Origin of the sequence: Roseibium denhamense (assembly GCF_009711415.1) — a bacterium.
In the GTDB taxonomy this organism is placed as follows: Bacteria; Pseudomonadota; Alphaproteobacteria; order Rhizobiales; family Stappiaceae; genus Roseibium; species Roseibium denhamense.
In genome coordinates, this window is record NZ_SMLZ01000097.1 from 61,749 (window position 1) to 75,566 (window position 13,818).

The window sequence follows — 13,818 nt, forward strand, 5'->3', positions numbered from 1 at the left end:
GCTAAGGCAATTTTGCAAATAAACGCTTAAATGATGTAGATGGCATTATTGTTGAATATAGTTACTTCTTACAATAAACGCGAATGCATAGTGACTTTCCGATTTCGCCGGTTTTGACGCAGTTCTTGTCAGCCAGTTTGGGAACAGTCGACCAGGGCACCACGATGACGGATCACGTGACCGGCCAATTTGGCACCTGCGTCAACGCTCTTATCGACATCGCCACTGGTAAGATGTTCTGCCAAAAACGCGGCATTGAAGCTGTCGCCGGCCGCGGTGGTGTCGACAATGCCGGATACGTTTGCGGGCTGGAACGATTTCTGCCAATCGTCTCCCGCGCAAAGGACATCTTCAGGCCCGTTCTTGACCACCACCATGGTTGCACCGGCAGACAGATACCGTTCGGCAGTGGCCGATGGAGCCGCGTCGCCGAAATGCGCGAGCTCATCTTCAAATGACGGCATGACATAGTCGCAAACAGACGCTGCCTCGGTCACGACTGAGCGCATGCTGTTGGCATCCTCCCAAAGCCGTGGCCGCAAGTTGGGGTCAAACGCGGTTTTTGTTCCGCCAGAGCGCGCTGATTTGAGTGCGTTCAGAAAGTTTTTCCGGCCATCCGGCGGAAGGATGGCAAGGGTAATCCCACTGAAATAAACGAGCGACGTGCCGGCCATGGCTTGTGCCAGATAATGCGGATTATCTGCCAGCTGCCTTGCCGCTGATTGAGACCTCCAGTAAGCGAAGCTGCGTTCACCATTCTCAAGCTGGATCATGTAGAGGCCGACCGACTGATCTTTCAGCTTCTGGATATGATCCGTGGTCAAACCGGAAGCTTCCAGGAACTCCAGCATTTGTCCGGAAATCGCGTCGGTCCCAATGGCGGTACAGTAGCTGACTTGCCAGTTGTCAGGCAGGCACCGCCGCGCGTACCAGGCTGTGTTAAGCGTGTCTCCGGCAAATCCCATCTGAAAGGTACCAACGCCGGTCGGAGCCATTTCAACCATGCACTCACCAATAGACATGAAGGTTGAGGGCACGGGTAAACTCCTGATCGAAAATACAAAATACCGGCGGAAAAGCCATCAGAACACTGGCGATTAGCCTTTTAAATCCATTTAACATGTTGAAGGATGCAACAAAAGTCCGGATTGAAAAGCACGCCGCCACCCAGACCGCGGCGCGCTATTTGATCCCTGCCCTCATAAAACTCTGCACGAATTGACGCTGAAAAAGAAGGAACGCAATCAGCAATGGCCCGGAGGTCATGAGCGTCGCCGCATTGATAACGGACCACTCGACACCGCTATCAATGGCGGAAAAAATACTGAGACCTACCGTGACCGGCCGGGTCTCAACCGAGTTTGTCACGATCAGCGGCCAGAGAAAGTTGTTCCAGTGGTGGCTGACCGAAACGAGCCCGTATGCAAGATAGGTCGGTTTGGCCAGTGGAATGTAGACCTTCCAGAGCACGCCCAAGAAACTCGCCCCCTCAATCCGTGCAGCTTCATCCAACTCCTTTGGGATCGTCTTGAAGGTCTGGCGCAAAAGAAAGATGCCAAACCCGGACGCGATGTAAGGCAGCGCGATGGCAGGAATTGTGTCGACCAGATTGAGCAAACGCATGGTCTGGTAGTTCTCGACCATCAGGATGTCGGGCATGACCAGCAGCTGCAAAAGCACGAGCACGAAAAGGATATTCCGCCCCGGAAATTCGAAGCGCGCAAATGCGTAGGCAGCCAGGGTGCACAGAAAAAACTGACCTGCGAGGATCATGGTCACTAGGATCACAGTGTTCAAAAAATACCGGGCAAAGGGCGCTGCATCCCAGGCCTTTGCGAAGTTCTCAAGTGTGACCGGCGCGAAAAGCTCAAAGCGCGCCTCATAAGCAGCTGGGTGAAATGCCGTCCAAACCGCATAGGCCAGCGGCAGCACCCACAAAAGCGCCAAGGCCCAGGCGGCGCATGTGTTCAAGATGCGGTCAAACGAAAGGGATGAGGCGCTCATTTGTAGTGCACCTTCCGGTCAAAAAAGAAGAATTGCCCGATCGCAAGCAAAGACAGGAGAACCAAGAGCGCAACGGTGAGCGTTGCCGCGTAGGCGGTTTCCCAAAACCGGAACGCCACTTCATAGATGTAAAACAGCAGGAGTGCAGACGCGTTATCCGGTCCCCCATCGGTCAGAATAAAGATGTGGTCGACGAGGCGGAAGGAATTGATCACGGCATTTACGCCAACAAACAGTGTCGTTGGCATGAGCAATGGAAAGGTAATCCTCCAGAAAACGGTCCAACGCCCGGCACCTTCGATCTGGGCGGCTTCTTTCAGGGAAACAGGGATCGCCTGGAGGGCAGCTAGATAGAAGATCATGAAGAAACCGGCTTCTTTCCAAACGGTAACGACAATGATCGCATTCAAAGCAGTCTCGGGATTTCCGAGATAGTTGGACGCTGGCCACCCGAACAGGAAGCCGGTTATCTGATCGAACAAACCAAAGCTTGGTGTGTAAAAGAACATCCAGATATTGGCGACAGCAATCAACGGCAGGACGGTCGGCGTAAAGTAAGCCATGCGTACGAAACTACGGCCGGCCAGCTTGTCGTTGACCCACAGGGCCATGGCGATTGCCAGGGCAATCGAGAGCGGAATTGTTCCGATTGCGTACCAGAGATTGTTCCAGAGCACTTTCCAGAAAACATCGTCTGTCAGCATTTCCTGGTAGTTTTCAAGACCGATGAATTCGGCGGAACGCCGTCCACGCGGCGTTGAAAAAAAGCTATTGATCAGCGTCGTGACAGCCGGGATATGCGTAAAAGCAAAGAGAAAAACCATGGCTGGCAGCAACAGAAGCCAACCATGAACCCATTCTCGTTTTATGGACATGCGGGACATTGCGTTTTCCGTGCTACCGCCATACCGCACCAGTGCGAGCGGTCAAATCAGGTGACTTGCACTGGTCTGGAATAGCGTTTTAAGCGGAGGGAAATGGGGAACGGAGCAGACCCGTTCCCCAAGCTTGATTAGCGGTATTCGGCCAGGATCTCGTCGGCTTGCGCCTGAGCTTCCTGAAGCGCTGTTGCAACGTCTTTCTGGCCAGTGATCGCAGCTGCAAGCGCATCGTTAAAGATGCCGGTGACGCGCTGGTTCTGGTAGGTCGACAGCTCCGCTTTTGCGAATTCAAGCTGATCGCGGGCAACCAGAGCCGGAGCAAAATCAGCCGTATAAGCTTTCATTTCTTCCGTTTCCCAGGTCTCGGCACGCGGTGCAACGTAACCGGTTGCAATCGTCCATTTTGCAGATTGCTCAGGAGCCGTGATCCACTGCACAAAATCCACAGCGGCTTCAGCCTGTTCATCGGAAACACCCTTGAACAGGTAGAAGTTGCCACCGCCAGTCGGCGCGCCGCGGGTTTCCTTGGCCGGCAGCATGGCAACGCCAAAGTCGAACGGAGCGTTGTCGCGCACGTTGGTGAGGTTACCGGTCGACGTCCAGATCATTGCGCTTTCACCTTCAAAGAAGGCTTTCGGGGTTGCCCCCCACTCGATGATCCCTGGTGCCATGACTTCATGCTTTGTGCTCAGATCAACAAGGTACTGGGCGGCCTCGATGACGTTCGGAGCATCAAAATTCGTCTTGTTGCCTTTAGCATTGGCGAGTTCAGCGCCGTTGGCGATCGCAAGACCTTGGAACAGCCAGTATGGGAAACCGGAAGACGGTATGCGGACGCCCCATTGGGTTACGTTCCCAGAATCATCCTTTTTGGTCAGCTTCTTGCCGAATTCAACCATTTCTTCCCAGGTTGCCGGTGCGACCTCCGGGTCAAGACCGGCTTCTTTGAACGCCTCTTTGTTCCAGTAAAGAACCGGAGTGGAGCGCTGGAACGGGATACCGTAGGTCTTGCCGCCGGTCTGGCTGTTTGCCATGAACGAAGGGTAAAAACCGTCCAGCCAGGCCTTCTCTTCATCACTCGTCAGGTAATCGTCGAACGGCATGATCAGATCTTCATCGATCAGCGTGAACATGTCGACGGACAGGATCACGGACAATTGCGGCGGGTTGCCGCCACGCGCTGCGGTGATCGCCTTAGCAACAGTGTCCTGATAGGATCCGGCATAGACCGCATCAATGTTCACATCCGGGTTCTGCGCGACATACTCGGCCGTCAGTTCCTGGATTGTGTCGGCGGCCTTTCCACCAACAGCGACAGGGAAATAGAATTGCAGGTCAACGGCTTGAGCAGAGGCCCAGGTGCTGACAGAAAGCGCCGTTACAGCAACGGCCTTCAGAAATGTGGACTTCAACATCAGAATACATCCTAGAGTTTGAACATCCGCGGGAGGCGGTGGATCTACGCGCATGCGCAGCGGGTCAGGAGCGAAGTTCGGCTCCAATTTCTTTGACAACGTCATCTCGCCGGTGCCCGGTGGCGCGGTCGAAAACATGAAGTGCCGCTGGCTCGAAACCCAACCGGACCTCTACACCGGGAAGCACCGTTTCCGAGGTTGGCAAGCGGACCTGAAAGCTCGTATTGGCAGCAACACAATCGGCAAGTACATCGGCACCGAGATATTCAACCGCCCGGACAGTCGCCGATATTGGCCCATTGGCATCGAGGCGCATGGCTTCCGGCCGGACACCCAAATGATAGTCACAGGAAGATGTCAGTCCGTTGAATGCGGCAGACGGGAAAAGGTTCATCGGCGGTGTCCCGATGAAACGCGCCGCAAATGGCGTAGCTGGCCTTTCATAGAGCTGCCTGGGTCCCGCAGCCTGTTCAAGGCGCCCTTGGTTTAAAAGGACAACTTGATCCGCCATCGTGATGGCTTCCACCTGATCATGCGTGACATAGACCATGGTAAAGCCGAGTTGCTGCTGGAGCGCTCGGATCTCGACCCGCATTTCATGCCGCAGTTTTGCATCAAGATTGGAGAGCGGCTCGTCCATGAGGCAGATCGGTTTTTCGCCGATAATCGCCCGGCCCAAGGCCACGCGCTGTTGCTGACCGCCGGACAATTGCCCTGGCTTGCGGTCCAGCAATTGATCCAGCCCCAGAAGACTTGCGACCTTAAACAGCCTTTCGTCACGCTCCGCTCGGCCGACCCGGCGGACTTTCAGCCCAAAGACGATGTTTTCTGCGACACTTAAATGCGGAAACAGGGCATAGGACTGGAACACCATCGAAAGATCACGTTGGGAGGACGGCTTTTGCGTGACATCGGCACCACCGATCAAAATGCGTCCAGCGCTTACCTGCTCCAGCCCGGCGATCATGCGCAGCGTCGTCGATTTTCCGCAGCCCGATGGCCCCAGCAAAGCCGTGAATGAACCTGCCTCAATTTCAATCGATAGACTGTCGACCGCGGTCGTGTCTCCCCAAACCCGGGACACATTCTCAAGTACAATCGGCTTGCCCGACCGGCTGAGGCTGTTGTCAGTCATTGCGGTCACCGGGGCTGGTTGCCACAAAGACTTCCGTCCCTGCTCCGTCCAAGCTGGACAGGTAAGATTCCGGCAAAGGCTTGTCTGTAAACACGGCGGTCACGTCGCTCAGCTTGCCGCCTCTGACATGCGCTGCCCGTCCGAATTTACTATGGTCGAGCACCAGATAAGATTTCCGGCAATTGGCGAGAATTGACTGGCGTGCGGCCACTTCGTCTTCATGAAAGTCCAGCAAGGTGCCGTCTTCATCCACCCCGGCAACGCCAAAGATACCGATATCGACCTTGTAGTTGGCGAAGAATTTCTGTGCCGCCGCACCTAGAATGTCCCTGTCACCATGCCTCAGGCGGCCGCCTGCAATCGTTACCTGGAAAGTAGGATTGCTGGAGGCTGTGAAAGCGACATTCAAGTTGTTCGTGAAAACAGCCAGCTTTTCGTGACCAACCAGTTCCTGCATCACGATTTCGGGCGTTGTACCGATGGAAAAGGCAATCGATACATTGTTCTCAACGAAATTCGCGACACATTTCGCGATCTGTTGTTTCTCCGAAAGGTTCAGGATTTGCCGGGTGGAATAATGGATGTTGGACGCAGGTGCCGGCGGCTCAACACCACCATGAGTGCGCCGCAAAATACCAAGCTCGCAAAGGCCGTTCACATCCCGGCGGATGGTCTGCGTGGTGACATCAAAGCGCTCGGCCAATTCCTCCACCGACGCAAAGCCGGCGTTTTGCACGAGGTCTGCGATTTGAGCCTGGCGTTTGGAAATATCAATTTGCCCTAACATGTATTCCGGTCCATTTGCCCAGCATCCAGGCTTCTCCGGCGGAACCCGCCGGACGCAGCATCATGTTGACATGAACAATGATGACTTCGAAGCCAAAGAAAACATTTTCATATGAACAGTATTAGACGCTCATATGAAAATAACATGACAGTACGGAGGCGGTGGCTCCAATCAGGGCAATGAGATTCGTTGGCATCTCATTGTCAGCCGGCTGACAGACGACGAGAGGCACGGGGACTAGCCGAGGCCTGATTCAGGAAACGCATTAACGAGGAGGCAAGTGCCCCCTCACCTGTAAAGGAACGATCTGCCGCTTTCGTCAAACAAATGAAGTTTCTCAGGAGACGCAATTAGTCTGAGCTCTGAGCCTCGCTCGATTTTATGAATGCCCGGAAGTTTGGCAATCATCGGATCGCGCCCATTCTGGGATTTGAAATAGACAACCGTCGTTTCCCCAAGCGCTTCAACGATTTCAACCGTTGCTTTCACAAGGTAATCGTCACTGTCCGTCACCGAGAGGTCCTCAGGACGCACGCCCAGCTTGATTGCAGACCCGATATCAGATTCGCTCGAACCGATGGGAGCATCCGCATGCCCCCCATCTGCCATCGTAACTGTGGTTACCTGACCAGCCGAAGCGACTGTCGCATCGATCAAGTTCATGGCGGGTGATCCGATGAATTGCGCTACGAAGGTGTTGGCGGGGCGTTCGTAAAGCTCCAGCGGAGGGCCGAACTGTTCGACATTGCCGCCATGCAAGACCACGATGCGGCTTGCCAGCGTCATGGCTTCCACCTGATCATGCGTAACATAGATCATGGTGCTGCCGGGCATGCTTTCCTTGAGCTGGGCAATTTCAATGCGCGTCGCGACGCGTAAGGCCGCATCTAGGTTTGAAAGCGGCTCATCGAACAGAAACACCTTCGGATCGCGCACGATTGCGCGCCCAATGGCAACGCGCTGGCGCTGACCGCCTGACAAGGCTTTTGGCAACCGGTCAAGCAAGTGATCAAGTTGCAGTGTGGCAGCTGCATCCCGGACGGCCCGTTCGATCTCGTCCTTCGGTTTACCGGCCAGTTTCAACGCGAAGGCCATGTTGTCGTAAACGGTCATATGAGGGTAGAGCGCGTAGGACTGGAAGACCATGGCAATCCCGCGTTGAGCCGGCGGATAGTCATTGACCACGGCGCCGTCGATTTCCAGATCCCCAGAGGTTATGGTCTCCAGCCCGGCGATCATGCGCAAAAGGGTCGACTTGCCACAGCCGGATGGACCGACAAAGACGATCAACTCGCCTTCTTCTATCTCCAGATCGATGTCACGCAGAACCTCAACGGCCCCGTAAGACTTGCTGACGTTTTTCAACGACAGTGAGGTCATGTCAGCTGCTCCCCATTTCTTGTTTTTTCATGTTACTTCACCGACCCAGCCAAGAGCCCCCGCACGAGAAAGCGCTGCAGCGAGAAGAAAACGAGCAAAGGCACGGCGATTGATACAAACGCAGCTGTCGCCAGAATCTCCCAGTTGCCACCGCGCGTTCCGAGCAGCTCGACAATCTGGTTGGTCATGACAGTTGTTGATCCGGTGGAATCGATCAGAAACACTTTGGCGACCAGAAGATCATTCCAGGTCCACAGGAACTGGAAGATCGCAAAGGAGGCAAGCGCTGGAAAGCTGAGCGGAAGAATGATCCTGGTGAAGATCTGGAAGTCGGTGGCGCCGTCCACTTTGGCATTCTCGATAATATCCCTCGGCAGGCCGACCATATAGTTGCGCAGCAGATAGACTGCCAGCGGCATACCAAAGGCCGTATGCGCCAGCCAGACCCCGAGATACCCCTTGCCAATCCCGATTTCCAGATGCAGGCGCAACAGCGGAATGAGCGCGAGTTGCAAGGGAACGACAAGAAGCGCCACGACGGCCGCGATGAGCAAGGCCCGGCCGGGGAATTCCATCCAGGCCAAGGCATAAGCAGCGAAGGCTGCGATCACGATCGGAATGATGGTCGCTGGAATGGTCACAGTCAGCGTGTTGAAGAACGCCTTCGCCATGTTGTCCTGGCCACTTCCCGAGAACAGGATCGTTTCATAGTTTGACAGACTGAACTCAGGCGGCACTGTTGCAGTCACAAAAATTCTTTGGCCACGGCCTTTCAATTGGTCTGCAGATCCGCGCCATTCGTAGCTGCCATCGGGTTGCAGTGTCAGCTGTTCGCCGTCCTTCATGTCCGCCGTTTCCCCCGGCCGGAAGGCAGCAATATCCCGGGATGAAACGCCCCAGCTCAAGATGTCACGCGGTGCATCTTCAAAAATGTTTCCTGTAACGACAAAGCCGTCACCATCCGGCACACGCGTATCATCCGGGTCAGCAGTCCGGTAAACTTCACTTTGTTCTGACGGGAATAGTGCAGCCCACCAGCCCGAACTTGAGATCTGATCGGCGCTGCGGAAAGAGGACACGAACAATCCAACCGTCGGAAACAGCCACAGCAGCACAAGGGCGGCAACGGAAAGCTGAACCGCCCAGGTCAAGCCGGATTTCTTGCCAGCAATCGAAGCCATCAGCGCATCTCCTTGCGGGCGTTGTAGACATTCCAGATCAGGATCGGTGTGACCAGAAGCATGATGATGATTGCACTGGCCGAACCAACGCCCCAGTCATTGGCACGGAAGAGTTTGTCGTACATGTAGTTTGCAAGAACCTGGGTTTCCCACTGCCCGTTTGTCATTGCGAATACGATATCGAAGACCTTCAGAACGGTGAGCGTTATGGTCGTCCACACAACCACTATTGTGCCCATGATCTGCGGCACCTTGATCTTGAAGAAGATCTGGAATGGATTGGCTCCGTCAACAATTGCCGCCTCGACCGTCTCCTCCGGAATGCCGCGTAAGGCGGCCGACAGAATGACCATGGCAAAGCCGGTCTGGATCCAGATCAGCACGATCATGAGAAAGAAGTTGTTCCACATGGGAACCGTCAGCCAGGTCTGCGGCTCGCCATAGGGGAACTCGGAAAACCAAAGTCCGCCCAAACCGCTTAATGACACCCAGATGAGCCACAACCCGCCAACCCCGACAAGCAGCCGCAGTGGCATGAGCCATAGGGAACGGTCCCGTCCCGAGGCAACGATGTCCCGGACAAACAGCCATGCGACATAGGCAACAACCCCGGCAAAGGCGAGCAGCAGGACTGACGGCAGAACCTGAAGTGCCAGAACCGATCCCAAACCGCCATCAAAACTGAGCCAGACGGCATTCAGGACACCGATCTGGTTCTGGTCAGCCGGCCGGGTATCGTAAATCAGTTTGAATATGACCGAAGCACCGACGAAGGATATGGCCATCGGCATGAAGATCAGCGATTTTGCGAGATTGCCCCACCGGATCCGGTCGGTCAGCTGGGCGGCGAGCAGGCCAAAAGCGGTCGACACGGCGGGAACGACAATCAGCCAGAGCATGTTATTGCGCACGGCTTCCCAAAACTTCGCCTCGTTCATCATTTGCCGGTAGTTGTCCATACCGACGAATGCACCGTCCAGGGACCGGTCCGTCAGCGACAGGCGCAGTGTCTCGAAAACCGGATAGGCCAGATAAACCGTTAGCGCAAACAGCGCGGGAAACAGGAACAGCCACGGCCGGACCATGTTCGCCCGATTGATGTTCCTCCCGGCCTTTGAGCCCTTCGCCGGAAAAATCACGGTATCGAGAACAAGGTTCGAAAGGTAAAAGTAACCAAGGCACGCGCCGACGCCGATGACGATGGTCACAAAGCCAAGAAGCGCGGGATTTTCGGTGAACACGGAGGCTCCCTCCCAACTGTCGGTGCTTCAAGCGTCCTGGAGGCCAGGGCGCTTATTTGCAGGAACGGGATTTAGCGGTTCGCGCTTAATGCCAAACGGCCGGCCGACCCCAATGTGGACCGGCCGGGCGTGGCTTACTTCAGCGCATCCCAGCTTTTCTGGATCTCGCCAGCAACTTCCGCGGCATCCTTACCGCCGGTATAGTCGACCATGCCCGTCCAGAAAGTTCCTGCGCCAACACCGCCCGGCATCAAGTCGGACCCGTCGAAGCGGAAGGTTGATGCATTCACAAGGATCTCTCCCTGGCCACGCAGCGTGTCATCCTTGTAGGCCTCCAGATTGACACCTTTGTGCGGCGTCAGGAAGCCGGTCTGCGCCATCATCACCTCATGGGCGATCGGCAGCTGGAAGAACTTCATGAGTTCATTTGTGGCATCTGACGGGTTAGTGATCGCCATCAGTGTGCCGCCCCCGAGGACCGGGTTGCCGAGGTCTTTTTCCGCGTAGGCAGGGAAATAGAAGAAGTCCACATCCGTCCCGAATTCAAGACCTTCCGGGAAAAAGGCTGGTACAAAGCTTGCTTGGCGATGCAAATAGCACTGCGGCGGCGCGGAAAACATGCCTTTCGGGCTGTCACGGAAGTCCGTCGACGCAACCGCACCGGCACCACCAGCAACCTTGGCATCGTCGCGCGCAAACCAGCCAAATTCTTCAATCGCTTCGACCACACGGGGATCGTCAAACGGAATTTCGTTGGTCGTCCACTGGTCGTAAACATCAGCAGGCTGCGTCCGCAGCATCAAGTCTTCAACCCAATCGGTCGCTGGCCAGCCCGTGGCAGCGCCGGATCCGAGACCGATGCACCAAGGCGTTTCGCCATCCGCGACGATCTGTTCCGTCAAGGCCTTGAGCTCTTCCATCGTGGACGGGACTTCATAGCCTGCGTCCTCGAAATTCTCCGGCACATACCAGACAAGGCTCTTTACGTTGACATTGTAGAAGAAGCCGAACAGCTGGTCGTTTCCGTCCTGGTCTGCATATGTGCCAAGATCGACCCAGCTTTCACCCGCCCCGTAATTGCTGCCAACCCAGTCGCTCATTCCTTCCGGCAACGGAGTAAGCAACCCGCGGCTGGCCATATCTGCGGCCAAACCCGGCTGCGGAAAAACAGCAATGTTTGGCGCAGCACCGGCTTCCGCGTCGATTACGATCTGTTGCTCGAAGGAATCCGACCCCGTGTAAATGACTTCCGCACCTGTGGCGTCCGCAAAATACGCCAAGACATCCCGGAAGAAGCCGTCTTCGGGCTGCAACCATGGCCCTGCAATGGTGACAGTTTGCCCGCTCAGGTCAGGTGCAGAACCCGCCCAGTTCGTGTAGCTATCCCAATTGAACGGACCCTCACCTACCGGGAACTTCAGGTCTTGCGCTCCCGCGCCCGAGGCAACCGCAACGCTCAGCGCAACGCTCGCCGCGCAAGCCATTAAACGTGCTTTCATTTCAATCCTCCCAGATCGTCCTTCTTGAGGGCATTGCCCTAGGGACACTCTCTTTAAAGTGGCACACACGCCACGCAGCAGCAACACCCAAGCTCCCTGTCTTCTTTGGCCCTGCCCCACGAAACCTTTATCCAAACCGCTTTGGATGCCAACTTCAACCTTGGCCAGCTCCAGCCCCCTTGTCAAGCATGCAACCCCTTAATTAATGTCGGACTTCTTTCGCAGTGGCAGCAAAGGACGCACCTTCAAAGCGTTTTGGGATGAAATGGGAAATAGCGTGAATCTGAAAGAATTGTCCCAAAGGCTGCAGCTGTCGCAAACGACGGTCAGCCGAGCCTTGAACGGCTACCCGGAAGTCAGCCCGGCAACACGGGCCCGTGTCGCGGAAATGGCGGAGCAGCTAGGATACATGCCCAACAGCCAAGCACGTCGCCTGGCAACGGGCCGGTCCATGGCAATCGGTCATGTCATTCCAAGATCCATCCATGAAATGATGAATCCAATCTTCCTGGAGTTTATTGCAGGCGCTGGCGAGACATACTCCAAGCATGGATACGACATGATCCTGTCAGTCGTTGAGGACGCCGACGAGGAAGAAGCCTACCGCCAGATCGCAACCCGCAAGAAAGCGGATGGTGTGATCATTCATGGTCCCAGCCGGACAGAGCACCGCCATAAATTGCTGCAAGGGCTGAACCTGCCGTTTGTTGTTCACGGACGCATTCCCGGTGCGGAAGAAGAGACATCCTGGATCGACATGAACAACCGGCGCGCGTTCGAACGTGCGACCAATTTGCTGCTCGACCTGGGCCACACCCGTATCGCTTTGTTGAATGGCCTCGAGTATATGGACTTTGCCCATAGGCGCCGGGAGGGCTTTGAAAATGCCTTGGCCGCGCGCAACCTGACAGCGGATCCGGAGCTGATGCGCAGCGCAGACATGACCGAGCCATTTGGCTGCGACAATGCAATAAGTATGCTGAGATTAGACAACCCACCAACGGCGTTTTTAGTGTCATCCATGATCACCGCGATCGGTGTCGCCCGCGCGGTCGGCCAATGCGGACTTCAAACAGGCAAGGACGTCTCGATTATCACCCATGATGACGCCCTGTCCTTTTTGCCCAATAGCGGTGAAGTCCCGATTTTTACCTGCACCCGGTCATCAGTCAGATACGCAGGTCAAAAAGCCGCCGAATTGCTGCTGGACATGATCTCCGATCCATTTCAGAAGCCCTCGTCCCTTCATCTTGATGCCGAATTGATTATTGGGCAATCGACCGGACCGGCGCCCTGACCCATCAAGCAGATCGTCAAGCTCCTGAGACCCTATCGCTTGGTGAAGTCCGACAACTCAGCGAATTGGACCATACATTTTAGTTCAACGATTTTTCTGACCACTACAAATCACACAAAGCTCAATCCGCTGCTCTCCAGCAGGCGGCTCATAGTCTCCAGACCATTTTGCCGATGACGGCGCGCCAAGGTGAAAGCCTGAACCGGGTCACCGCTGGCAATTGCAGCAACAATATCTTCGTGCCCGACATGTGTTGCCGCCGGCGCTTTATTCAATCTGAGCAAAACCATGTTTGCCCGGTAGACTTGATTCAGCAGAGACGCAATCTCCTGCTCGAGCCGCCTGTTGCCGCTCCCGCGCGCGACGAGCCGGTGGAATGAATCATCATTCAGAGCCCAAATCTCGATATCATTGAGCGCCAGCGCATTCTCCGCATGTCGTAGCGTTTCCTGCATGGCCGCAACCAGAACATCCACCTCATCTGAAAGCACTGCCTGCTCGGCCGCCAACCCCTCGAGCACCGCCAGCATTTCGTAAATTTCCTTGATGTCTTGCCGTGACACAGCCAGAACCCGTGCGCCGCGCCTGGGGACGAGATCGATCAAGCCTTCCGCTTCAAGACGGATCAGAGCCTCCCGCACCGGAGTACGGCTCATTCCCAGCCGGTCCGCATAATCCGGTTCAGGGGCTTGAAACCCGGGCGGAAGGTCCCCTTTAAGGATTTCGGCTTTTAAGCGCTCATAGGCGCTGTCAACACGGGTGGCTTTCGGCTTGGAAATCATGGCAGGCGTTAACTTGTTTTGGCAGATGAAAGTCGTGCTCGATTTCGCAGCAACTGCAGAGCTCTGCGACCTAAGGCCTGCTGTTTCTCAACGGAAAAACATACGGCATTGATAATTTTTTCATTAGATTTTTAGACAGGGTTTACCTTTGGGAACGCTGCACCCATTCCAATCGACTTAAGCCACTGTTTTTATGACAAAAACAATCTCATCTCT

12 protein-coding genes are annotated in these 13,818 nt (G+C 55.3%); 1 reads left to right on the plus strand and 11 read right to left on the minus strand.

Annotated elements, in window-relative coordinates:
• Positions 1-128 precede the first annotated feature (128 nt).
• The 10 genes from E1180_RS06050 to E1180_RS06095 form a co-directional block, all read right to left on the minus strand.
• A complete protein-coding gene (locus tag E1180_RS06050; RefSeq protein WP_283404415.1) occupies positions 129-1,037 on the minus strand; it encodes a sugar kinase in 909 nt (302 codons plus the stop codon).
• A gap of 145 nt (positions 1,038-1,182) precedes the next feature.
• Positions 1,183-2,004: a carbohydrate ABC transporter permease gene (locus tag E1180_RS06055; RefSeq protein WP_155190273.1), complete on the minus strand. Its 822-nt coding sequence runs from the start codon at positions 2,002-2,004 to the stop codon at positions 1,183-1,185.
• Complete coding sequence (locus tag E1180_RS06060) at positions 2,001-2,888, minus strand: carbohydrate ABC transporter permease (protein ID WP_244313976.1); 888 nt, start codon at positions 2,886-2,888, stop codon at positions 2,001-2,003. Before E1180_RS06060 ends, E1180_RS06055 begins: the two co-directional genes overlap by 4 nt.
• Before the next feature lie 128 nt (positions 2,889-3,016).
• Entirely contained in the window at positions 3,017-4,300 is a 1,284-nt protein-coding gene (locus E1180_RS06065) for an ABC transporter substrate-binding protein (protein WP_155190274.1), read from the minus strand.
• Positions 4,301-4,364: 64 nt separating this feature from the next.
• Complete coding sequence (locus E1180_RS06070) at positions 4,365-5,435, minus strand: ABC transporter ATP-binding protein (protein WP_155190275.1); 1,071 nt, start codon at positions 5,433-5,435, stop codon at positions 4,365-4,367.
• The gene (locus tag E1180_RS06075; protein ID WP_155190276.1) at positions 5,428-6,222 is read right to left on the minus strand and encodes a DeoR/GlpR family DNA-binding transcription regulator; all 795 of its coding nucleotides are present in this window, start codon (positions 6,220-6,222) and stop codon (positions 5,428-5,430) included. The genes E1180_RS06070 and E1180_RS06075 overlap by 8 nt, the downstream gene beginning before the upstream one ends.
• Positions 6,223-6,510: 288 nt before the next feature.
• Positions 6,511-7,602: an ABC transporter ATP-binding protein gene (locus E1180_RS06080; RefSeq protein WP_155190277.1), complete on the minus strand. Its 1,092-nt coding sequence runs from the start codon at positions 7,600-7,602 to the stop codon at positions 6,511-6,513.
• A 32-nt stretch (positions 7,603-7,634) separates the two neighbouring features.
• Entirely contained in the window at positions 7,635-8,783 is a 1,149-nt protein-coding gene (locus tag E1180_RS06085; protein WP_155190278.1) for a carbohydrate ABC transporter permease, read from the minus strand.
• Entirely contained in the window at positions 8,783-10,024 is a 1,242-nt protein-coding gene (locus E1180_RS06090) for a carbohydrate ABC transporter permease (protein WP_425280902.1), read from the minus strand. Before E1180_RS06090 ends, E1180_RS06085 begins: the two co-directional genes overlap by 1 nt.
• Before the next feature lie 134 nt (positions 10,025-10,158).
• Positions 10,159-11,523, minus strand: a complete 1,365-nt coding sequence (locus tag E1180_RS06095) for an ABC transporter substrate-binding protein (protein ID WP_155190279.1) — start codon at positions 11,521-11,523, stop codon at positions 10,159-10,161.
• Positions 11,524-11,800: 277 nt separating this feature from the next.
• On the opposite strand from E1180_RS06095, the gene E1180_RS06100 reads away from it, so the two are divergent.
• Positions 11,801-12,820 (plus strand): LacI family DNA-binding transcriptional regulator, encoded by a 1,020-nt coding sequence (locus E1180_RS06100; RefSeq protein WP_283404416.1) that lies wholly within the window; start codon positions 11,801-11,803, stop codon positions 12,818-12,820.
• Positions 12,821-12,930: 110 nt separating this feature from the next.
• Here the strand turns inward: E1180_RS06100 and E1180_RS06105 are convergent, their stop codons facing one another.
• Positions 12,931-13,602, minus strand: coding sequence for a GntR family transcriptional regulator (locus E1180_RS06105; protein ID WP_155190281.1), 672 nt, complete (start codon positions 13,600-13,602; stop codon positions 12,931-12,933).
• Positions 13,603-13,818: the final 216 nt, after the last annotated feature.

Coding starts and splice junctions, on each gene's coding strand:
- E1180_RS06060 (WP_244313976.1), bottom strand. CDS start 2,888: ATGTCCCGCATGTCCATAAAACGAGAATGGGTTCATGGTTGGCTTCTG.
- E1180_RS06055 (WP_155190273.1), bottom strand. CDS start 2,004: ATGAGCGCCTCATCCCTTTCGTTTGACCGCATCTTGAACACATGCGCC.
- E1180_RS06070 (WP_155190275.1), bottom strand. CDS start 5,435: ATGACTGACAACAGCCTCAGCCGGTCGGGCAAGCCGATTGTACTTGAG.
- E1180_RS06075 (WP_155190276.1), bottom strand. CDS start 6,222: ATGTTAGGGCAAATTGATATTTCCAAACGCCAGGCTCAAATCGCAGAC.
- E1180_RS06080 (WP_155190277.1), bottom strand. CDS start 7,602: ATGACCTCACTGTCGTTGAAAAACGTCAGCAAGTCTTACGGGGCCGTT.
- E1180_RS06085 (WP_155190278.1), bottom strand. CDS start 8,783: ATGGCTTCGATTGCTGGCAAGAAATCCGGCTTGACCTGGGCGGTTCAG.
- E1180_RS06105 (WP_155190281.1), bottom strand. CDS start 13,602: ATGATTTCCAAGCCGAAAGCCACCCGTGTTGACAGCGCCTATGAGCGC.
- E1180_RS06065 (WP_155190274.1), bottom strand. CDS start 4,300: ATGTTGAAGTCCACATTTCTGAAGGCCGTTGCTGTAACGGCGCTTTCT.
- E1180_RS06095 (WP_155190279.1), bottom strand. CDS start 11,523: ATGAAAGCACGTTTAATGGCTTGCGCGGCGAGCGTTGCGCTGAGCGTT.